The sequence below is a fragment of the Leptothoe sp. EHU-05/26/07-4 genome, from assembly GCF_043421015.1.
Taxonomy (GTDB): Bacteria; Cyanobacteriota; Cyanobacteriia; order Phormidesmidales; family Phormidesmidaceae; genus Leptothoe; species Leptothoe turfae.
Genome location: NZ_JAXSQV010000008.1, coordinates 221,967 through 242,293 on the forward strand (window position 1 = coordinate 221,967; position 20,327 = coordinate 242,293).

General features: G+C 46.4%; 19 protein-coding genes. 7 read left to right on the plus strand and 12 right to left on the minus strand.

Annotated features, from left to right (window positions below; translation table 11 throughout):
* The first annotated feature begins 229 nt into the window (after positions 1-229).
* Complete coding sequence (locus U2F10_RS34325; protein ID WP_163697949.1) at positions 230-1,174, plus strand: ferredoxin family protein; 945 nt, start codon at positions 230-232, stop codon at positions 1,172-1,174.
* Positions 1,175-1,467: 293 nt separating this feature from the next.
* Here the strand turns inward: U2F10_RS34325 and hypE are convergent, their stop codons facing one another.
* Positions 1,468-2,493 carry a hydrogenase expression/formation protein HypE gene (gene hypE / locus U2F10_RS34330; RefSeq protein WP_163697951.1) on the minus strand — a complete coding sequence of 342 codons (1,026 nt, stop codon included), beginning with the start codon at positions 2,491-2,493 and terminating at the stop codon, positions 1,468-1,470.
* Positions 2,494-2,497: 4 nt separating this feature from the next.
* Entirely contained in the window at positions 2,498-2,680 is a 183-nt protein-coding gene (locus tag U2F10_RS34335) for a hypothetical protein (protein ID WP_499058013.1), read from the minus strand.
* Between the two features lie 216 nt (positions 2,681-2,896).
* Between U2F10_RS34335 and U2F10_RS34340 the strand changes: the two genes are divergently transcribed.
* Positions 2,897-3,118 carry a hypothetical protein gene (locus U2F10_RS34340; protein ID WP_163670507.1) on the plus strand — a complete coding sequence of 74 codons (222 nt, stop codon included), beginning with the start codon at positions 2,897-2,899 and terminating at the stop codon, positions 3,116-3,118.
* 237 nt (positions 3,119-3,355) lie between these two features.
* Here the strand turns inward: U2F10_RS34340 and U2F10_RS34345 are convergent, their stop codons facing one another.
* Positions 3,356-3,829 carry a universal stress protein gene (locus U2F10_RS34345; RefSeq protein WP_284681669.1) on the minus strand — a complete coding sequence of 158 codons (474 nt, stop codon included), beginning with the start codon at positions 3,827-3,829 and terminating at the stop codon, positions 3,356-3,358.
* 319 nt (positions 3,830-4,148) lie between these two features.
* Here U2F10_RS34345 and ftsH point away from each other — a divergent pair, with 319 nt between their 5' ends.
* Both ftsH and U2F10_RS34355 read left to right on the plus strand, forming a co-directional pair.
* Positions 4,149-6,119, plus strand: coding sequence for an ATP-dependent zinc metalloprotease FtsH (gene ftsH / locus U2F10_RS34350; protein ID WP_163697953.1), 1,971 nt, complete (start codon positions 4,149-4,151; stop codon positions 6,117-6,119).
* Positions 6,103-6,669, plus strand: coding sequence for a DUF3122 domain-containing protein (locus tag U2F10_RS34355; protein ID WP_163697955.1), 567 nt, complete (start codon positions 6,103-6,105; stop codon positions 6,667-6,669). Before ftsH ends, U2F10_RS34355 begins: the two co-directional genes overlap by 17 nt.
* A 64-nt stretch (positions 6,670-6,733) precedes the next feature.
* Here U2F10_RS34355 and U2F10_RS34360 read toward each other — a convergent pair whose 3' ends face one another.
* The 6 genes from U2F10_RS34360 to lon form a co-directional block, all read right to left on the minus strand.
* Positions 6,734-6,856, minus strand: coding sequence for a hypothetical protein (locus U2F10_RS34360; RefSeq protein WP_499874668.1), 123 nt, complete (start codon positions 6,854-6,856; stop codon positions 6,734-6,736).
* 15 nt (positions 6,857-6,871) lie between these two features.
* Positions 6,872-7,981, minus strand: coding sequence for a hydrogenase formation protein HypD (gene hypD / locus U2F10_RS34365; protein WP_163703458.1), 1,110 nt, complete (start codon positions 7,979-7,981; stop codon positions 6,872-6,874).
* A gap of 81 nt (positions 7,982-8,062) precedes the next feature.
* Positions 8,063-9,085: a dihydroorotate dehydrogenase-like protein gene (locus U2F10_RS34370; RefSeq protein ID WP_163670499.1), complete on the minus strand. Its 1,023-nt coding sequence runs from the start codon at positions 9,083-9,085 to the stop codon at positions 8,063-8,065.
* A 122-nt stretch (positions 9,086-9,207) separates the two neighbouring features.
* The gene (locus U2F10_RS34375) at positions 9,208-9,360 is read right to left on the minus strand and encodes a hypothetical protein (RefSeq protein ID WP_163670497.1); all 153 of its coding nucleotides are present in this window, start codon (positions 9,358-9,360) and stop codon (positions 9,208-9,210) included.
* Complete coding sequence (nifJ, locus tag U2F10_RS34380) at positions 9,357-13,037, minus strand: pyruvate:ferredoxin (flavodoxin) oxidoreductase (protein ID WP_499874742.1); 3,681 nt, start codon at positions 13,035-13,037, stop codon at positions 9,357-9,359. Before nifJ ends, U2F10_RS34375 begins: the two co-directional genes overlap by 4 nt.
* A gap of 285 nt (positions 13,038-13,322) precedes the next feature.
* The gene (gene lon, locus U2F10_RS34385; RefSeq protein ID WP_499874670.1) at positions 13,323-15,845 is read right to left on the minus strand and encodes an endopeptidase La; all 2,523 of its coding nucleotides are present in this window, start codon (positions 15,843-15,845) and stop codon (positions 13,323-13,325) included.
* A gap of 385 nt (positions 15,846-16,230) precedes the next feature.
* Here lon and psb28 point away from each other — a divergent pair, with 385 nt between their 5' ends.
* Together psb28 and U2F10_RS34395 are read left to right on the plus strand one after the other, a co-directional pair.
* Positions 16,231-16,605 (plus strand): photosystem II reaction center protein Psb28, encoded by a 375-nt coding sequence (gene psb28, locus U2F10_RS34390; RefSeq protein ID WP_163670493.1) that lies wholly within the window; start codon positions 16,231-16,233, stop codon positions 16,603-16,605.
* 611 nt (positions 16,606-17,216) lie between these two features.
* Positions 17,217-17,360, plus strand: a complete 144-nt coding sequence (locus U2F10_RS34395) for an NAD(P)-binding protein (protein ID WP_431732039.1) — start codon at positions 17,217-17,219, stop codon at positions 17,358-17,360.
* A gap of 130 nt (positions 17,361-17,490) precedes the next feature.
* Here U2F10_RS34395 and U2F10_RS34400 read toward each other — a convergent pair whose 3' ends face one another.
* Entirely contained in the window at positions 17,491-17,883 is a 393-nt protein-coding gene (locus U2F10_RS34400) for a DUF4342 domain-containing protein (RefSeq protein ID WP_499874671.1), read from the minus strand.
* Positions 17,884-18,241: 358 nt separating this feature from the next.
* On the opposite strand from U2F10_RS34400, the gene hpf reads away from it, so the two are divergent.
* Positions 18,242-18,826 (plus strand): ribosome hibernation-promoting factor, HPF/YfiA family, encoded by a 585-nt coding sequence (gene hpf, locus U2F10_RS34405; protein WP_163670489.1) that lies wholly within the window; start codon positions 18,242-18,244, stop codon positions 18,824-18,826.
* 224 nt (positions 18,827-19,050) lie between these two features.
* On the opposite strand, the gene U2F10_RS34410 is transcribed toward hpf, so the two are convergent.
* Positions 19,051-19,680: a CBS domain-containing protein gene (locus U2F10_RS34410; RefSeq protein ID WP_163670487.1), complete on the minus strand. Its 630-nt coding sequence runs from the start codon at positions 19,678-19,680 to the stop codon at positions 19,051-19,053.
* Between the two features lie 14 nt (positions 19,681-19,694).
* Positions 19,695-20,144 (minus strand): hypothetical protein, encoded by a 450-nt coding sequence (locus U2F10_RS34415; protein WP_163670479.1) that lies wholly within the window; start codon positions 20,142-20,144, stop codon positions 19,695-19,697.
* Positions 20,145-20,327 lie beyond the last annotated feature (183 nt).

The window sequence follows — 20,327 nt, forward strand, 5'->3', positions numbered from 1 at the left end:
GCTATATTGTTTTCAAAAATGAAACTAAGTATCAATAGTGATTTCGTAATGAGCATACACTATGAAAGCTTTTATATCTTGAATTTGCAGCCTTTTTATATAAATTTTCAACATATTAGCTTGATTTCAGTATAAAAAACTACTTTCGGCATGGCTGTATTTAATGAAAATGAATATCATTAAATAGAAGGTTTCATAAAAAGGGGCAGTACCCTCTGTCATAGTGAACATGCAGACAGCAACATTAACTCGATCTAAATCTTTAATTGGTACAGCTGTTCCAGCTAATACCTTTATCCTGCTTGAGGTGCCGCCACCGTGGGATAAGCCAGCCTTGTTGTCGTCAGGGGTGCCTGAGTCCTTAAGGAAGGTGGTTAGGTCGTTATTGGTTGCCAAGTCTGATGTGCGTGTGCACCTGATTGCTAATGAAGAGTCTGGGCAGCAACAGCGGCGGCGCATTTTAATTTTTCGGCGTGCTTGTTTGCCAACTGACAGTGGCCTCCAAACCGAACAGGTGAATACTTTAGTGAAAGACTATGGCTGTTGGGACATTCAAGTTGAATCACCTGATGATATGGCCATAGCCATTGATGATTTCTTTCAGCAGAAATGCCGACCCCTAAAGCTTTCATCACAGCGACACTTGATGGTGTGTACCCATGCAAGCCACAATGAGTGCTGCGGTATGTATGGTTATCCATTTTATCGAGATGCGATTGCAACTGTTCAGCAACTTGGCCTGAGTGACGACGTTAAACTGTGGCAAGTTAGTCACATTGGTGGGCATCGATTTGCTCCTACACTCATTGATTTTCCCCAAGGACGTTATTACGGCAATCTGAATCAACAATCTCTGATGTGTCTGCTGAAACAATCAGGCAATATGGCACCCTTGTTATCCACCTATAGAGGTTGGAGCCTTCTACCTAAACCGCTTCAGCGTTTAGAAGCAGAGCTTTGGCGACATCATGGTTGGTCTTGGATGCAGAGCCAGGTATTTGGCCAGATTTTAAAACAATCGACAGCCTATGTATTGGCTGAGTTGACTGTTAAGTTGCCTGGTCAAAACCTGTTGCGCTACATAGCTGAAGTTCAAAATAATCAATTAAACTGTTATCCACTGGGTTCGTTGGTTGGGAGCGATATGCCCAGTTTCTCGATACGGCTTGAGTAATTGCCCCCACAACTAGGGGTACTTTCAACTGTTCTACCACCTGATGCTAGGAACTACCACTGGCAAGATAACTGCCCACGAGCTTTTGTCGAAAACAAAGTACATAAGGCTGTATAGCTTGCTAAGCCTAGCTTACTAAGTGGCACGAGAGTTTTGCCTCCGGCTAAATCTGATCGAGAAATACTATATCGTCTGATAGTGAAGACCTATGGCGAACTTGAATGGATTCCACTACAACAATATAGTAGGTGTTTAGTGGGATAGTTATGACTATCTTCACACATATCAAAGCATCAACAGATACGGGGAAGTTGCTCACCACTGAGAAAGTCGAGAATCCGCTGGGATCCAACAGCATTTTTTATTGTGACCAATGCCCTTTGATCATCTACGACTTGTCCAATAATTTGAGCGTGTGAATGGTACTGTTGCAGGCATTTCCATACATCTGATGCCACACTTGCTGGTACAAAAGCAACAAAACGGCCTTCATTAGCGATATACAGTGGATCAAGTCCCAGAATTTCACATGCACCTTGGACCTGCTCTTCCACCGGAATCGCTATACTCTCTAGTTCAATGTTCACATGGGCAGCCAATGCAATTTCATTCAGGGCACTGGCTAACCCACCCCGAGTTAGATCCCGTAAACAGTGGATTGGCCAATGTTGCAGCAATTCAAGAACAGGTTTCACTAAGGGAGCGGAATCACTCTTTATGGTCGTTTCAAACGTCAGCCCTTCTCGGGCAGACAAAATAGCAATGCCATGACGGCCAACATCTCCACTGAGAATGATCACATCGCCTACTTGAACAGAAGAGGGACCGATCAAACCGTCGTGCTGAAGCACACCAATCCCAGATGTGTTGATAAATATCCCATCTCCCTTGCCCCGATCAACGACCTTGGTATCGCCGGTAACAATCTGTACGTGGGACTGTTGCATGGCTGCTTGGATTGACTGCACCACTTGCCACAGGGTTTCCATCGGCAGCCCCTCTTCTAGAATAAAACTAAGACTGAGATAGTGCGGTCTTGCGCCGGCCATAGCCAGATCATTGACCGTGCCATAAACAGCCAGGGAACCAATATCACCCCCTGGAAAAAACAGCGGGGTGACCACATAGGAATCGGTAGTAAATGCCAACCGGTTACCGGCCATGGTTAAACTAGCGGCATCATGCTGCCAGTCTGGGTCCGGCTGGAATGTAGCTAGCAACATAGTCTCAATGAGCTGGTGCATGAGACGTCCGCCGCCGCCATGGGCCAGAAGGACTTGAGGATATTGATGAATGGGAATGGGACAGGCAGCATGCATAACATTATCTGGGTTTAACTTGACGCCCTGCCTGGAGTTGCCCATTGAGGTGCAGGACAATGTGTTCTTCAGGCTGTAAACTGCCTGTTATCTCAGCGGCCATAGTACTGCACTGAAACACAAATCCCACTGACTGACGGCGAAACCATGCCAGGGTTTGCTCATTAAACTCCCACATGATAAACATTAGCTTAAAAATGTGAAGAAGTTGTGAGCAGACGCCCATCAGGCCATAATATAGAATTGTATTCTTCTCTTATCTTCCCTCTTTTCTACTAAAATCCACATACCACTCCATTCTTCCTCATGAGTTCCTCAAACTATTCTTTTACAGTGTAGTTGAGGACTTAGCTCAGCTGCCCAAGTTCTCTTCATCCCCTAGCCAGCCATAGGAGGAAGCAGTATGTGGACCATATTTTTTAGTGCCGCTGCAATTTTGCTCATAGCTATAAGAGTCTTTCTCACAGCCGATAAACAATTTGAAGTCATCTCTGCTGGGCTTACCGCCACGGCCTGTGTGATGATTTTGATTGGAGTTGCTCCTCCGGCACTTCAGATCGCCTTGCTAGTAGCTATTTTCCTGATTGAAAACTGGGTTTTGGATCACCAACCCAAAGCCAGTTAACTATCTACCGCAATACCCATTAGTTTCTTCGAGGAAATTATCGACTGACTTCATTGTGGATACGGTAACAAGCCCATCCATTACCCATGAGTTGACGAGGTGAGGATTAACGAATATTCACAATACCTATTGAAAATTATCGATTCCAGAACTTGTTGAGCATGCGATCGCATTCATCTCATTGAGCTAGCTACCCTGAGACTGGGGAATATCTCAAAAGTCTCAGGGTATTTTTTTTCAGGATGGAATTGTCATTACTGGACAAGACGCATGGTGCAAAACATAGTTGCTAATACTACCCAAGAACAATTCATCTAGTTTAGAACGATCAGGTTGCCGAATAACAATCAGATCAGCCTCCCAATTATCGGCCATATGACAAATAACATGACCAGTGTTACCGACATTTTGTGAAAACTCAGCCTTTACTCCAGCAGTTTGAGCCTTTTCTGCTAAAGCTTTGAGCATTGCCAACCCTTGATTTTCGACATCTTCCCACCGTTGTTGATAGCCCTGCATCAGCTCATCTGTAATCACTGGATACCGATACAAGGTTGGATTAGGAAGTGCTGGAGTACTCCTCATCTCAGGAGAGATCACATGGAGCAACATCAAACCTGCCTGATTTTGTTGCGCTAGAACAAGAGCCTGATCAAAAACACCTTGATCGGTCATAGTTGTCTGAATTGGTGCAAGTATCTTAGAAAACATAGAGCCTCGATCTAAGTGGATAATGTAGAGGGGAACATTACTATTTTTATCTATCTCTACAAAAATATCTTTAGTTGTTAATCCAAATTATTTTTTGTAATCAAGCAACGTGCTTGAAACAACAAAAGCTATCACTAAACCCCATTACCCCATCACTCATCCACCCATCGACAGCCCCAACCTGAGTCTTTTTTTGTGCAGTCCCCCAATACCATGCTCACAAGTTCCTCAAATAAAATCTTTATATTAAAGACATACGACAGATGCCACCAAACTTTTAGCTGCTGTAGCAGCTGTGTAGATACGATTGCTCAATGCTATGCCAGAACATTCCTCGCCACCTCGCTCAACTCCACCACAAAAGAATTCATCTGGATTCAAATCACCCCTAATTAATCTAGGATGGCTGGTGGTTGGGCTGTTGATCATGATGTTCACAGTTACCCGCATGCCACAACGATCTAAGGAAGTAGCCTACAGTGAGTTTCTCAACCAGGTTGAAAGTGGCCAGGTCGCTAAGGTACACATTAGTGAGCACCAGATTCAATACACTCTCAAAACATCGGCTGATCAAGAACCAGCAGACACTGAGACTGTATCGAAAACATCCGTGACCACCCCCTTACCCGATGATCCCGATCTCTCCCGTATTCTACGCAGGCATGGTGTTGAAATTACAGCCACAGCCGCCAATGAAAACAACTGGTTGGTCGGACTTTGGCTCCTTGGATTTCCCCTATTATTGTTATGGATATTATGGGGAGTCTTTGCCAATAGAATGCAAGAAGGGCCTGCTGCTCTCAATGTTGGTAAGAGTAAAGCTCGTATTTATGCCCAAGGTAGTACCCATGTCACATTTGATGATGTAGCTGGTGTAGATGAAGCGAAAGAAGAACTACAAGAAATTGTTGAGTTTTTAAAAGATGCCCAAAAATATACTCGGTTGGGAGCCAAAATCCCTAAGGGTGTTTTGCTAGTTGGCCCACCAGGAACTGGTAAAACCCTATTAGCCCGAGCCATTGCTGGCGAGGCAGAGGTGCCCTTTTTTAGCATTTCAGCCTCGGAATTTATTGAAATGTTTGTCGGTGTGGGGGCCTCTCGAGTAAGAGACCTGTTTGAACAAGCCAAAAAACAGGCTCCTTGCATTGTTTTTATCGACGAACTAGATGCACTAGGCAAATCACGTACCGCGAATAATCCCTTTTCTAGTAACGATGAACGGGAACAAACCCTGAACCAGCTTTTGGCAGAAATGGATGGATTCGAGCCAAATACAGGTGTGATTTTATTAGCGGCAACTAACCGTCCAGAGGTATTAGATCCGGCACTGCTTAGATCTGGCCGATTTGACCGACGTGTGGTGGTCGATCGCCCTGATCGTCAGGGTCGAGAAGCTATTTTGCAGGTCCATGCCAGAACAGTTCACCTATCGGATGATGTAAAACTAGCCAAACTAGCAGCCCGCACTCCTGGCTTTGCTGGGGCTGACCTGGCCAACTTAGTGAATGAAGCCGCACTCCTGGCCGCCAGGAAAAATCAAGAAGCGGTGATGATGGCTGACTTTAATGAAGCCATTGAACGGATGTTAACAGGGCTAGAAAAGAAATCACGGATCCTAAATGATTTAGAAAAACGGACCGTCGCCTATCATGAGGCAGGTCATGCCATCATTGGAACCTTAATGCCAGGCTCTGGTCATGTAGAAAAAATCTCCATTGTACCTAGAGGAGTCGCTGCATTAGGCTACACGCTTCAGTTACCAGAAGATGATCGGTTCTTGATGATGGAAGATGAGCTGCGGGGGCGACTCATGACGTTGTTGGGCGGGCGTGCCGCTGAAGAGTTGATCTTTGATAGAGTATCCACTGGTGCAAGTGATGACATTCAAAAAGCAACTGACCTGGCAGAACGCTGCATCACCCTCTATGGCATGAGTAAAACTCTCGGACCGGTAGCGATAGAGCGTAACCAGGCTCAGTTTTTAGATGGCTTTGCCCAACCTCGCCGTCCCATTAGCCCCCACCTGTCAGAAACCATTGATCAAGAGATCAAAGAACTCATTGACCAAGCGTATCAAATGGCCCTTGAAATTTTAGTTAGAAATCAAGGTGTTTTAGAAAGTATTGCCCAAAAACTGCTGCAAACAGAAACTCTAGAGGGCGATACATTAGAAACACTGTTATCAGAGCTTCGGCCATCAACAGCGCTGCAATCTTGGCTAAATCCAGGACATCAGAGGCTACAGGCAAATAACTTACGAGGAGATTGGCAATATGAAACACCCTATTAGCTCAGATCATCACCATCCTAGCTTTACCCAAACTGTCACAAAGCTATTCGTTATTCTAGGACTCACCCTCTTGCTGATGCTCCTATGGTCTGCGCCTGTCGCCTTAGCAAAGGTGCAGTTTTTGAAAGAAGCCGATCAATGGGTTTATCATTCACAACAGTCACTCACGGATACAATCGGCAATCAGTGGGATGCAACAGTACTAAAACCCATGGAACAGGATAATGCAGGCGTTTATTTATGGTTAACAACTCAAGCAAACAGTGTTTATCTTGATGCTGGCCAGCCACTAGTCGTAGAGACCAATTTAGGGCAAAAATTGAGTGCCCCTAATCTTACCCAGCAACATTTTATGGGTACATTACCTGCCCCAAATGTCGGTCAATACGATATCCTTACATTGTTTGCATCTATTCAGGATGCAGAATCTCTACAGCTACAGTTACCTACAAAAACAGAGAGTCCAGTAAGGCTCTCGATTCCTGCTGATGTATTGGAGGAATGGTTAAATGTAGGAACATGCAAAGGCTTAATTTGTGGGCACCTGTAAAGCGGGCAGCTATCAGTACTTTATGACTGCGGGATGGCTTCCAATTCTGATTGTGTGTGCGAAGTTAATCCAGGGTGAAGAGCCTTAGGGGCAAGCCATCAAGTAGCATCAACTGATACCCTGGAACACCAACTAGAACATCCATGACAAAATGGATAATATTCAGAATGGTATACACCAGCGTCATACCAAGTTGAGAAACTTATGAGGCTGAACGGTAACGATAGTAAGCTGCACAGGCCCCTTCGGAAGAGACCATCGGAGCACCGAGGGGATGCTCTGGGCAGCACTTGGTCCCAAAGGCAGAGCACTCATGGGGCTTTTTGAAACCTTGTAGGATGAGACCGCTGATGCAGGTATTTTCAGAGGGAGAGGGGGAGAGGGGGAGAGGGGGGATGGTCAATCGGTCGGCAAACCGCAATTGAGCATCCAGGTAATCGTAAGATTTACGTAATCCCAAGCCACTTTGATCAAGACTGCCCAGACCGCGCCAAACCCGATAAACTACTTGAAACACCTGGTCCATGAGCTGTTGTGCAGGTTGATTACCCTGGATTTGAACAGACCGGGTATATTGATTCTCAACCTGCGCATTACCAGCTTCTAGCTGCTTTAGGCAGAGATAAATCCCCTGCAAAATATCGACGGGTTCAAAGCCAGTTACCACAATGGGGACGTGGTACTTTGCTGCAATCTCGTGATATGCCCCATAGCCTGTTACCGTACACACATGACCTGCTGCTAAAAACCCCTGTACCTGACAATCTGGTGATGACAAAATCGCCTCCATAGCCGGAGGAACGAGCACATGGGCTATCAACACTGAAAAATTCTCAACCTGTTGCTGATGCGCCTGGTAGACTGCCATGGCCGTTGCTGGAGCCGTAGTCTCAAAGCCAACGGCAAAAAACACCACCTGTCGGTCTGGATGCTTACGGGCTAGTGCTAACGCATCCATCGGGGAATATACCATGCGCACATCCCCACCCTGGGCCTTGACACTTAACAAATCTGTAGAGGTACCGGGGACCCGCAGCATATCACCGTAGGAGCAAAAGATAATCTCGGGCTGAGCAGCCAGTACCAAGGCCTGATCGATAATTGCCATGTCGGTCACACAGACAGGACAGCCAGGACCATGGATTAAGGTGATATCTGGTGGTAACAGCTGATCGAGACCGTATTTGACGATGGTGTGGGTTTGACCACCGCAAATCTCCATCAGGGTCCAGGGTTGGGTAATTAGAGATGCAATGGCATCCCCATAATCCTGTACTATCAAGCCATCTCGATACTCGTCAACATACTTCATCCAGAGACTATCCGATGACACGGGTCTAGAATATTAATCTTTTTAGTCACGGTTCCCACAAATATCAAAGAACCATATGAATCAGGGAGCCAGATGAATGGAGTGTGGCTGAGGTCGATAACTCTGGAGCGATTTAATATACTGAGCCCGCTCAAACGCACTGGGATCGGGGCAATTTATCTGGCTCATGCTACCTTTTAGCTGGCTAAGAGAAGCATACTCATGGTCCTGTAACCACTGACGTAAGGCCTGTTCAACGGTACTAAGGTGATCAATGCCATAACTTAACAACGCACTTACCATCATGGTCACATCGGCCCCTGCCATTAACAGTTTGATGGCATCCTGGGCATGGTGAATGCCGCCTGTTGCGGCAAAATCGATAGGCATAATACCATAGAGAATAGCGATCCATCGCAAGGGTAGACGTAAATCTTGTGAGGTACTCAGCAGAACATGGGGATACACTTCCAGGGTGTCGATATCGATGTCAGGTTGATAGAATCGATTGAATAGAACTAAACCATTTACCCCTGTATGGGAGAGACGATGGGCAAAATTAGCCAGGTTTGTAAAATATGGACTGAGTTTGACCGCAACCGGTAGATCAACACTGTGGGTCACCGAATGCACTATATCTAGATAGGTTTGTTCAACCTGAGAAGACGTTAAGCTTATATCTGTCGGCACAGCATAGAGATTGAGTTCTAAAGCATCGGCACCAGCAGACTCAATTTGTTTAGCATAGTTAGCCCAACCATCATTTGTCGTACCGTTCAAGCTGGCAATAATGGGAATATCCACTCGCTGTTTAGCCGCCTGAATATGCTCTAGATAAGCTTCAGCACTGACATGAAACAAAGGCCGCTGAGGAAAGTAGCTAAGCGCCTCTCCATAGCTTTCAGTTCCCTGGGTCAAATAGTAATCTAGTTCGAGGCGATCTCTATGTAACTGTTCTTCAAACAACGAATGAAGAACAATTGCCCCGGCACCCGCGTCTTCCATCTGGCGAAGATTGTCCAGATTTTCGGTTAAGGGACCACAGGCACCGACGACCAGAGGAGAACGGAGGGAGAGACCAAGATAAGTGGTAGAAATATCCATAGTATTTATCATTGACTAGGTAACTGAGAAGATATTTTTTGCACATAGCTCAAGCCAGACGTAATCGCTGAAAAATTTAGGTAGCAACAGCCATGTACGGCACAAACCATCGGTGTGTGATACTAAACGTTGAGGCCCCACAGCAAATACACAGGCTTAATTACACTGGGATCTTGACTGACCCATAGAGCCCACAGTAGAGCGATTACAGCCAACAGCCACCACTTCAAAGGTTTCCATCCCAAGGAGTTACGACTTACGTGAATGTCAGTCATGGTTTTTCTTCTCCTAACGCAGCTAAATACTGATATAGTTGCCACCGAGTTTGTACATCCTGTTGTGCCTGCTGCAACAGGTCTTTGGCTACCTGAGGCTGGCTATGCACCAACATCTTGAACCGATTTTCAGCGTACATGGACTGTTCTAACGGTAGCTTCGGCGCACGACTATCTACGATTAGGGGATTTTTGCCAGCTGAGCGACGGCGAGGATCGTAGCGGTAGAGCAGCCAGCGACCGGAATCAACAACTGCTTTTTGATGGCTCATGGCAGCGGACATATTAATTCCGTGGGCAATGCAGTGGGCATAGGCAATGATCATAGACGGCCCATCATAGGATTCGGCCTCCAGGAAGGCTTTAAGGGTATGTTCATCACGCGCGCCCATGGCTACACTAGCGACATAAGCATTACCGTAGGTCATAGCCATTAGACCCAGGTCTTTCTTAGGTGTTGTTTTACCACCTGCTGCAAACTTGGCAACAGCGCCTCTAGGGGTAGCTTTAGATTGTTGTCCACCGGTGTTGGAATAGACTTCTGTGTCGAGAACAAGGATATTGACGTTGCGATCGCAACTCAACACATGGTCCAACCCACCATAGCCAATATCATAGGCCCAGCCATCACCCCCTACAATCCAGACACTCTTTTTCACCAGATAGTCTATCAGGGGCAACAACCGTTGAATTTTATCCTTCAGCTCTATCGAAATCTCCTGTACTATCAATTTCTCCAACAAGCCTTTAAGCTGAGCTACACGCTCTCGTTGCTCGACAATATCAGCCTCATCTGTTTGCTGGGCTTGCAGAATCTGTTTGGCCAATTGTTCCAGATGAGAAAAGCCAACTTCCACAACCATCTCTGCATCGACCTGCTGTAATAGTTCAGCTGCGTAGGTAGTCTGTTTATCAATGGACACCCGGAATCCTAAGCCAAATTCAGCATTGTCTTCAAACAATGAATTTGACCAAGCTGGCCCCCGTCCATCTGCATTATGGCTCCAGGGAGTAGTGGGCAAATTGCCTCCATAAATAGAGGAACAGCCAGTGGCATTGGCCACCAGTAAGCGGTCGCCAAAGAGCTGAGTTAACAACTTCAGATAGGGTGTTTCACCACAACCGGCACAGGCTCCAGAAAACTCAAACAAGGGCTGCTGCATTTGCTGCTGACTGATCTTGTGCAGATTCAGCTGCTGCCGATCCGGGTTCGGTAGATTCTTAAAGAACTCCCAGTTAGGTTTCTCCTGCCGCCGTAGATCAACAATATTTCGACCATTTCCATTGACTGATGTTTCTTGGTAGACGGGGGTCATATTGATCGCTTTAAGTCGAGGAATTGACTTATTTTTAGCCGGGCACACATCGACACAGATACCGCACCCCGTACAGTCTTCCGCCGCCACCTGGAGGGTAAATTCTTGCCCCGACCACTCGCGAGCGGTGGCATGCTTAAAGGTTTTCGGGACTCCATCCAATGCCTCTGGTTTATAAACCTTGCTACGGATGACGCCATGGGGACAAGCCATCACACATTTGCCACACTGGACACAGATATCTGGATCCCAGACAGGAATTGTCTGGGCAATATTGCGTTTCTCCCATTGAGCAGTGCCCGTTGGATAGGTACCATCACAGGGTAAGGCACTGACAGGAAGAGTATCTCCCTGGCGTTGCATCATTTTACCGAGAACGTTTTTTACAAAGGCAGGTGCTGCCTCTGCCACAGGAGACTTTAAAGGAGGAATCTTGCCAACTTGTATTTCTGCTGGCAAAGGAATCTTATACAAATATTGCAGCGTTTGATCCACGGCCTCCAGGTTCATCAATACGACTTTTTCACCTTTTTTGCCATAGGTTTTCGCAATAGAGGTCCGAATAGCATCCAGTGCCTCTGGGGTGGGCAAAATCTTAGATAGGGCAAAGAAGCAGGTTTGCATCACCGTATTGATCCGGCCTCCCAACCCAACGGATCGAGCGACTGCATAGGCATTAATGACATATACCTCAAGGTGTTTTTGAAGAATCTGGGTCTGAATCCGTTCGGGTAGCTTATCCCACACCTGATCTAGGACATACGGCGAATTTAACAACAACGTAGCCCCTGACATAGCAGGCCCTAAAATATCCAGATGCTCTAAGAGCATCCATTGGTGACAGGCAATAAAATTAGCCTGGTCAATTAGATAAGGGGCATGGATAGCATCAGGACCGAAGCGCAGGTGAGAGATGGTGACCGAACCCGACTTTTTCGAATCGTAGACAAAGTAGCCTTGGGCATGGTTATCAGTTGTCTCACCAATAATCTTGATGGTATTTTTATTAGCACCCACCGTACCATCTGAACCTAGACCGTAGAAAACAGCACGGAGAGTCTGCTCTGGCTCGATGGAAAATGTGGCATCATAGGCCCAACTGGTATGGGTCACATCATCATCAATACCAATGGCAAAGTGATTTTGAGGCTCTTTCTGACTATGTTGAAACCCATCCAGTAAAAGATGATCAAAAACAGCTTTGACCATTGCTGGGGTAAATTCTTTTGACGAGAGTCCATACCGTCCCCCCACAATCACCGGCAACTGATGGTCTACTGTGGTGAAATGTGATTCTATCAGGGCTGAAAGGACGTCTAAATAGAGAGGTTCACCCGCTCCCCCTGGCTCCTTAGTGCGATCTAAGACAGCAATCGCCTTGACGGTTTTGGGTACAACTGCCGCAAATCGTTGGACATCAAAGGGGCGATAGAGTCGGACTTTAACCACACCGACATTTTCTCCCATCTCATTAAGGGCATCTACAGTCGCCTGAGCTGTTTCACAGCCAGATCCCATTAACACCATCACTCTCTCTGCATTAGGATCACCATAATATTGGAATGGCTGATACTGTCGCCCCGTGAGTTGGGCAAATCTATCCATTGCCTGTTCGACAATATCCACACAACGGGGATAGTAAAGGTTTACGGCTTCCCGTGCCTGGAAGAACACATCAGGATTCTGGGCCGTACCTCGCATCACCGGATGGTCAGGACTCAGAGCCCGTTGACGGTGTTGAGTAATTGACTCATTATCGATCAGAGAACGTAAACTCTCCTGGGAAAGAAGATCTATCTTTTGAATCTCGTGGGAGGTGCGAAACCCATCAAAAAAGTGGATAAAGGGAATACGACTGGCGAAGGAGGCCATTGTTGCGATCGCAGCCATATCCTGTGCCTCTTGCACCGACGCAGAACACAGCATGCCAAACCCAGTACTGCGAGCCGCCATCACATCACTATGGTCCCCAAAAATGGACAGGGCCTGAGCCGCTACCGACCGCGCTGCGACATGAATAACACAGGGCGTCAGTTCACCCGCAATCTTGTAGAGATTTGGCAGCATTAACAGCAATCCCTGGGAAGCCGTAAACGTAGTTGTTAACGCCCCTGTCTGCAATGAACCATGCACCGCCCCTGCTACACCGCCTTCACTTTGCATTTCCACAATGGCAGGCACCGTTCCCCAAAGATTAGGCTTGTTGCTAGCTGCCCAGACATCCGCCCATTCACCCATAGGTGATGCCGGGGTGATTGGGTAAATTGCAATCACTTCATTGAGGGCATAGGCCACCCGTGCGACGGCTTCGTTGCCATCTAAGGTGGCAAACCGAGGTTGAACAGGTACAGAGGTTTGCATCATGGTTTCTCAACGCTGTGTTGGCGGCCTCACCAGGACATGAATACCGTATCTACAGTATTTAGATTAAGAAAATAGTTTGAGGAACTTGTGAAGACCAATCATTTTTATTTTTCGGTAAAAATTATGCCACAAGCGTCATCCCATTGGGCTCAATTGTTATCGTAAGTGTCAATCAAACCAGACACTTTGGGGCCATCAACAGATGGAGAAAGCAAACATTGAGACAGTTAAGCGAGAGTTTGCTAAGGCAGGCAAAACTGTATAGTCATCTGCATTAGGCGCTTACGCTGACATAATTACCCCATTTCCCGTTACGGGCTGGTGACGGTGACCATTATTTGCCGAGTCTAGAGAGTTGGAGATCAGGGCATGTTGGAGGATTTGTTGGATGCGATCGCACCCAACAAACTCCATCTCCTGCTTAACATGGTCTGGCACATCCATCAGATCTTTTTCATTTTGCCGTGGCAACAGTACTCGACGAATACCCACCCGGTGGGCCGCCAATACCTTCTCTCGAATACCGCCAACGGGTAGCACATCACCACTTAGATCAATCTCCCCAGTCATGGCCATATCCGTACGAACCGGTTGATTTAGCAGTAGCGAGGCAATTGCCGTCAGCATCGTTACCCCTGCAGAGGGACCATCTTTGGGAATCGCCCCTGCCGGCACATGTAAATGTAATCCATTACTCTTTAGCTGAGATAGCTCAATGCCCAACTCCTTCGCATGGGCCCAAATATAGGAGCGAGCGATCTGCACAGACTCTTCCATCACATCGCCTAACTGTCCGGTTAAGGTGACTTCCCTCAGCTCAGGCAATAACACCGCCTCGACAAAAAGGACATCACCGCCCGCCAGGGTCCAGGCCAACCCTGTTGCCACCCCTGGCTGCGGTCGTTGTCGTCGATTATCCCGTAGATAGCGCGGCGGACCTAATAAGGTCTCCAACTGTTCAGGGTGGATATTGACAGACGTAGCTGCTCCAGTCGCATACTTCACTGCTATTTTGCGACAAAGGCTGCCCAGTTGCTGCTCCAGACGACGAACACCGGCTTCGCGGGTGTAGTCGTCGATGATCTGGCGTAGGGCTACCTCCGGTAAAATAATCGCATCTTTGGGCAACCCAGCTTTTTCTAGCTGTCGTGGTAGTAAGTAGGTTTGTGCAATCGCCAGCTTATCGCGATCGGAATAACCTGAGAGCTCTACAAGCTCCAACCGATCTAGCAAGGGTGGAGACACCTTTGAGAGATCGTTGGCCGTGGCAATAAAAATCACCTGGGACAGATCAAAGTCCACATCCAAGTACAAGTCATGGAAGCAATAGTTTTGCTGTGGATCCAAAATTTCCAACAATACCGACGCCGGATCGCCCCGGTAATCCATACCCACCTTATCCAGCTCATCTAGCATAATCACCGGGTTCTTCACACCAGCCCGATGGATTGCCTGAATAATCCGTCCCGGCATCGCCCCGATATAGGTACGACGGTGCCCCCGCAATTCTGCCTCATCTCGTAGACCACCTAGACTAATACGTTCAAAAGGACGCCCCAATGCCCGAGCAATTGATCGTCCCAGGCTAGTTTTACCCACACCTGGCGGCCCAACAAAACAAACAACCGTACCAACAGCGTAACGCTCCGCCTGCTCTCTCATCGACCCATCAGTATCAGAGGGCTGCTGCCGATGTTTGAGTTTGAAGGTGGCTAAATGCTCAATAATTCGTTCTTTTACCTTCTCTAGACCATAATGGTCTGCATCTAGAACAGTATGAGCATTTTGCAAATCTAAATTATCTTCGACGGTCTTCTGCCAGGGCATTTCTAGCAACCAATCCAGATAGGTGCGAATAACCCCACCCTCCGCAGAACTACTACCGATCCGTTCGAGGCGCGCCAGCTCTCGCTTGATTTGTTTTTCAGCCACTGCTGGTAAGGCTATCGCGTCAAGAGTTTTACGTAGTTCAGCAATTTCTTCCTGATCGGGGTTACCCTGTCCCAACTCCTCTTGAATTTTCTTTAATTGCTGCCGCAGGAAAAACTCTCGCTGCTGCTCATCAATTTCCTTTTTGGTTTCCCCCAAAATTTGACTACGGAGCCGTTGTTCCTCGACATGTTTTTGTAAGTTACCTAACACCTGCCTTAATAGCGTCTCTAAGTCATTTTCAGCCAATGCTGCCTGGGTTTCAGCCACATCTTGCTGCATTAGGATAACTGATTGATAAGCAATTTGGGCCGCATCGTCATTACGGCTCAAAACAGCTAACAATTCGTCAGGAAAATTAGGATTAAGAGATGCGGCCTCTTCCCAAAGAGACTTGATGGCATCAACTAAGGCATTGATCTTTGTAACCTCTCCCCCATCGGCTACAGCAGCTTCTACGGTCAACGCAGGTAACCTGCAAAACTCTACTTCAAATCCTTGCTTGGTTACGTGTAATTTCTCTAGCTGTATACGCTCTAATCCCTCAATCAGCAACTGAATAGGACCAATGGGCAGCCGTGCCATTCGCCGCACCACACCGAGGGTAGCAACAGAATATAGATCCGATATTTTTTTTGCTTCTGCCTCTGCATCACGAGCCTTAGCTAATCTCTCTAGACACTCTGGACGCATAGCTGCAATCACCATCTGCTTGCTCTCTGTAGCTACCGCTGTTTCTACAGAGGCAATAGAATGGGGGCGTCCTGCCACTATTGGCAGAGTAATACTGGGCAATAGCACAGTATCCCGCACTGGCAGTAGAAAACCAGATTCGAAGTGAGTCAATTTTTGAGCAGAATGGGGTAGCCACAGCATGGTTATTATCTCCCCCTATTGTGATGGATAATTGCTCGACAACATAGAAACTTTTTTTCGTTTGGGAGCAACTGTTTTTTGTTATCAGGTGTTATAGAATCAATCTCTATCAGCTCTGCCAATGGAGATTGTAATTGCCTTTGGTCCATCTCTAGTATAAAGCGAATGGGATGACGATCTTGTGAGTTAAACCGTACTTACTAATCAATAAAAATCAGGAATTCATGAGTATATCCTGCCGGTTTCCCATATTCGCCACCTCATAAAGTTCTCACGTTTCATGTCTACCCTATAGACGTACTTAGTGACAGAAAGTCAATTCGTATCAGATAACCCCAGTGGCCCTGCTCAAGCCAGCAGCAATAGAAGAGAAGGAATTACCATAATGACCCAAATACCCAGTGTACAAATTTTTAAAAATATTCCTGAAGAAATAAGCGGCGTAAGCCTCAGACGAGATCCATCAACAGGAACCCATATTGCAGTGATACGATTTAAAACTTTAGCGTCTATAGAACATTTCTTGAGCTTTAGAAAAAGTTCAAGAAATGCGTTACACCTGATCGACACTGAGGGCGAAATCTTAATAATGCCCTCTGGTGTCAAGATGTTCTATGGAGACATAGATGGAGAAGAGCTCACAGGCGTTGAATGCAAACTTGAGATCGATCGAGACGATCATTGGGAACGGTTCATGCGATTTATGCATCGCTATGCAGAAGCCAATGGGTTAGCCTATGGAGAATCTGAATCAACCTAGATATCGCGTAGACAATTAGATAGATTGAAATCCCATCATTCGATAAGTTTCGATAAGTTTTGCGTCCTGCTCTCCGCACCACAGCTAAGCATATGTTCTACAGTAAGTAATATGCATGCCAGGGGGCAACTGCCCATGGTCAGCCCACGAAACAACATCATATTGCTGAGATAGAATATGATGCACGACGCTAATGCGGAGAGCAACCAAGCCAAACTCTGCCACCATAGGACGCAACATCAATGGCTGTGGTGGAAACAGCAGTCTCGGTATCACTACAATCAACAAACCCAGCAGCAATGCTAGATCTATCAGGGGTTCTCGTGGCTGCCCATGGGGTCTCACCAGCACTCTCGTCTTGACGTGAGGCTCGTGGTGAGGCCTATGGCCAAATCGCAGGTCCCACAAGTACCTGTGAGGGCCTACCAGGACTTTCGTCTTAAAGTGGGGGGCATTATCTTTTCCGATAAAGTAGTGTCATCTTTCCTGAGAATCTTAATCAAAAGAACAATGTCTAGGTCTGAGTTACCTCATTGGTACCTCACTGGTACATCTAAAGTACAAAGAAATTATGGGGAACCTATGAGTCCCTGTAGAATAGGGCAACTCCCATGACAGAACCCGCAACTGATATGATCATCATTGGGGCTGGCATTGCCGGATTAGCAGCTAGTTGCTACGCCCAGATGACTGGTTATCGCACCCAACTCTTTGAGCTACACAACCAGTCTGGCGGTTTCTGTAATTGTTTATAGCGCCCTATCGGCTAGAAAATCATTTAGTTGCTCTTATTTCACACTGCCATTAAGCTGAGCAGTCTTTCAAGTCTCCCCGTTGGGTCACCGCCATCCAAACCCTACAAGATGATTCACCTTGCATCAAAGCTCAGTCCTCTTTTGCTTGATCATTCACATCTGCTGATTCTTGTCGCTCAATAACAATCGTCAGGTGGGCTACCATAGCACCAATGATTCCCACAGCTGCAATCACAGGAAAAAAGGCAGCACTAATAACACCACCAAGGACTCCCACAGTCATGGGAATCTCAATCAGAGTATAACCTTCTTCATTTTTGATAATAATGCGGCGAATATTACCTTGGTGAATCAGTTCTTTCACCTTGGCAACAAGGGCATCACCAGAAATTTTAAGCTCTTCTACAACCACCCTCTCGGCAGACTTGCCTTCTGACTCAGTAACAGTGACCCCTTCAGAATTGGAAACATCAGATGCCGAAACATCCAACGTTTGAGTCACTTTTCCAGGATGAGTATTCATAACAAAGTCTTTTGACAGCTTACATTTATAAGCTAAACAAGATTTATGAGGAAGTTGTGAAGAACCTCAAGTCAATCAACCTGAGGTCAAGTAATCTGAATAATGCATATAAAACAGGGATTCACCCAAACAGAAATTTTTATCCAAAAGGTGTTTATTTTTCTTAAAGATTGAAAAACAAACACCTCAAAGTCTTATGATGTAGTTAAATCAGCTTCAAAGGGCTAAAAAGACAAAGGAGGGTATCTCCCCAAAAAGGGATAACTGGAAAAGGATATCTCTAAGCAAAACGGTTTTACTCTTCTTCTGCTTCTTGTAAATCAAAGCTGACCGTAGCCTGTAAGGAGACCAATCCTATATGCGATGGGTTATTCAAGGTAAAGATCTTAAAGTCACAGATGCCATAAATGACTATGTCCGTCAAAAAATTGGTAAAGCACTAGCACGTCATGAAGATATTGCAACCAAAGTTGACGTTAAGCTATCCGCCCCTCTTCAAATCAAAAAGCCATCCCAACAACGTGCTGAGGTGACGGTACATGCAAGTGGCACAGTTATTAGAGCCGCTGAAAAACATGAAAACCTCTATGCCAGCATTGACTTAGTAACCGATAAGCTGATTCGTCAACTACAGAAATATAAAACCAAAAAACAACGTCGAGCCCAGCCTCGGGAATCCCTTAGCAATGATCTAAATCAGTCACTTGAAACAACTGCTTTGGAATCGTCAGATCGCTCTCCAGAACTACCGCCTAAAGTAGTGCGCAACAAGTTTTTTATGATGCCTCCTATATCTGTCGAAGAGGCTCTGGATAACCTCCAACTCGTGGATCATGATTTCTATATGTTTCGCAATGCCCAGACTGATGAAATCAATGTTATCTATGAGCGGAACCATGGCGGCTATGGCGTCATTCAACCGCGCGAGCAGTCTGATAGTTAGCGAAGTGATATAGGTTGGGACATAGGCGTTTTTAGCGTTAACGCCTATGTCCATAAGTTTATACCTCATGGGAAAGACCAACAATATCATCAGACGATAGAGTCAGAACTACTGCCCATAGGAGCCGAAGTGTCAATGTATTCATGGTAACCTCTTTATCTCCCCATGCATGGGTAACCGCACTGCATTAGCGAGGGGAGTAATTGTCATATAACCACTCACCCCTAACCACTACACCAGGCCTCATACTCTCTATCCTTAAATGCCTCTGGATACTCTTCATCGTAATATTGCTCAGAGGCCGTCTTGTCAATGGATTCAGCTCGTTGACGTGCAGCTTCTGCTTGTAATGCATCGACCGCTAACCAAGCATTGAGGCAGGCCTTTGACGCTGGACCATTCTCTCGGCAAACATGACGTGCTTTCTCTGAGAGATCACAAATTTGATCCGCAAGCAAGGTTTCCTGAGGTTGTTCAATTGCGTTACTACGTTCCAAAATATCGGTAACAGACACAATTCCCAATAGTTCCGATTGAATGACGGGGGCACTGTGTAGATTCGTCTGGGTCAATAACCGGGCTGCATATTCCACACCTAAATCAGGATTTAAGACGATACAGGGTTTTGTCATCAGTTCATAGACTCTTATCCACCTAGCATCTCGGCCAAACGCGATCACTCTGCCAACAATATCTTCAACCGTGATTACACCATAGGCATCTAGTGCATGGCTGCGTTCCACAATTAACGCCTGAACCCCACGCTGACTCATCAGCTTAGCGGCTTCTGCTATGGTTGCAGAGTTACGAATAGTAACCACTTCGCGGGTCATAATATCGGCTACTCGCATCATTATAGATACCTCTACTAATTTACTGGCCAATCACATAGCTGTACGGGCGATGTCATCCGCGGACTATCATACAGGTACATGGATTGCATATTCAGTTTTGCGGTGTGAAAGATAATCCACTTCACCTGTTCTTCTCCCACACCCTCGCTATGGACTAACTCAGCCTGACTTAAGGATAAAAGCCCCTCTGGAGAGTCCCAAGTGAACTCTTCCTGAGAGATCTCTGGCCAGGGATTTCCTGTCCAACTAATCACTAGACCTTTACCCTGGAACCAGTCATCAATAACTGAGCCACGTAAACAGACAAACGCACTGCTGTGGGGATAACCATAGTAGCCATCAACAATTGTGCCCTGTTTATCAATATTTAGACAGGTTCCTGAACCATCACGCCAATCTTCAGGGGCAGGCTCAGTACAAAGCTGATAGGCCCCATCCGTGAGATTGGCCAATGGAGTTTCCATGGTAGGGGACTGCGACTCAACAGTGACAGGAGTGAGTAAGATAACACCCAATGTTAGAAGCCAGCCAAAGTTAATTAACCTAACTGGGCAACATCTACCAGCCATAGAGATGCCTCCAGCTATTTCTCTAGGTTGATCCTAGACAAAAATCTTGGTGAACTTATGAGGATATTTAATAAACCT

Bases quoted from the DNA above. Each gene is read 5' to 3' on its own strand.
- U2F10_RS34325 (WP_163697949.1), top strand. From the start codon at position 230: ATGCAGACAGCAACATTAACTCGATCTAAATCTTTAATTGGTACAGCT.
- hypE (WP_163697951.1), bottom strand. From the start codon at position 2,493: ATGCATGCTGCCTGTCCCATTCCCATTCATCAATATCCTCAAGTCCTT.
- U2F10_RS34335 (WP_499058013.1), bottom strand. From the start codon at position 2,680: ATGTTTATCATGTGGGAGTTTAATGAGCAAACCCTGGCATGGTTTCGC.
- U2F10_RS34340 (WP_163670507.1), top strand. From the start codon at position 2,897: ATGTGGACCATATTTTTTAGTGCCGCTGCAATTTTGCTCATAGCTATA.
- U2F10_RS34345 (WP_284681669.1), bottom strand. From the start codon at position 3,829: ATGTTTTCTAAGATACTTGCACCAATTCAGACAACTATGACCGATCAA.
- ftsH (WP_163697953.1), top strand. From the start codon at position 4,149: ATGCCAGAACATTCCTCGCCACCTCGCTCAACTCCACCACAAAAGAAT.
- U2F10_RS34355 (WP_163697955.1), top strand. From the start codon at position 6,103: ATGAAACACCCTATTAGCTCAGATCATCACCATCCTAGCTTTACCCAA.
- U2F10_RS34360 (WP_499874668.1), bottom strand. From the start codon at position 6,856: ATGACGCTGGTGTATACCATTCTGAATATTATCCATTTTGTCATGGAT.
- hypD (WP_163703458.1), bottom strand. From the start codon at position 7,981: ATGAAGTATGTTGACGAGTATCGAGATGGCTTGATAGTACAGGATTAT.
- U2F10_RS34370 (WP_163670499.1), bottom strand. From the start codon at position 9,085: ATGGATATTTCTACCACTTATCTTGGTCTCTCCCTCCGTTCTCCTCTG.
- U2F10_RS34375 (WP_163670497.1), bottom strand. From the start codon at position 9,360: ATGACTGACATTCACGTAAGTCGTAACTCCTTGGGATGGAAACCTTTG.
- nifJ (WP_499874742.1), bottom strand. From the start codon at position 13,037: ATGCAAACCTCTGTACCTGTTCAACCTCGGTTTGCCACCTTAGATGGC.
- lon (WP_499874670.1), bottom strand. From the start codon at position 15,845: ATGCTGTGGCTACCCCATTCTGCTCAAAAATTGACTCACTTCGAATCT.
- psb28 (WP_163670493.1), top strand. From the start codon at position 16,231: ATGACCCAAATACCCAGTGTACAAATTTTTAAAAATATTCCTGAAGAA.
- U2F10_RS34395 (WP_431732039.1), top strand. From the start codon at position 17,217: ATGACAGAACCCGCAACTGATATGATCATCATTGGGGCTGGCATTGCC.
- U2F10_RS34400 (WP_499874671.1), bottom strand. From the start codon at position 17,883: ATGAATACTCATCCTGGAAAAGTGACTCAAACGTTGGATGTTTCGGCA.
- hpf (WP_163670489.1), top strand. From the start codon at position 18,242: ATGCGATGGGTTATTCAAGGTAAAGATCTTAAAGTCACAGATGCCATA.
- U2F10_RS34410 (WP_163670487.1), bottom strand. From the start codon at position 19,680: ATGATGCGAGTAGCCGATATTATGACCCGCGAAGTGGTTACTATTCGT.
- U2F10_RS34415 (WP_163670479.1), bottom strand. From the start codon at position 20,144: ATGGAAACTCCATTGGCCAATCTCACGGATGGGGCCTATCAGCTTTGT.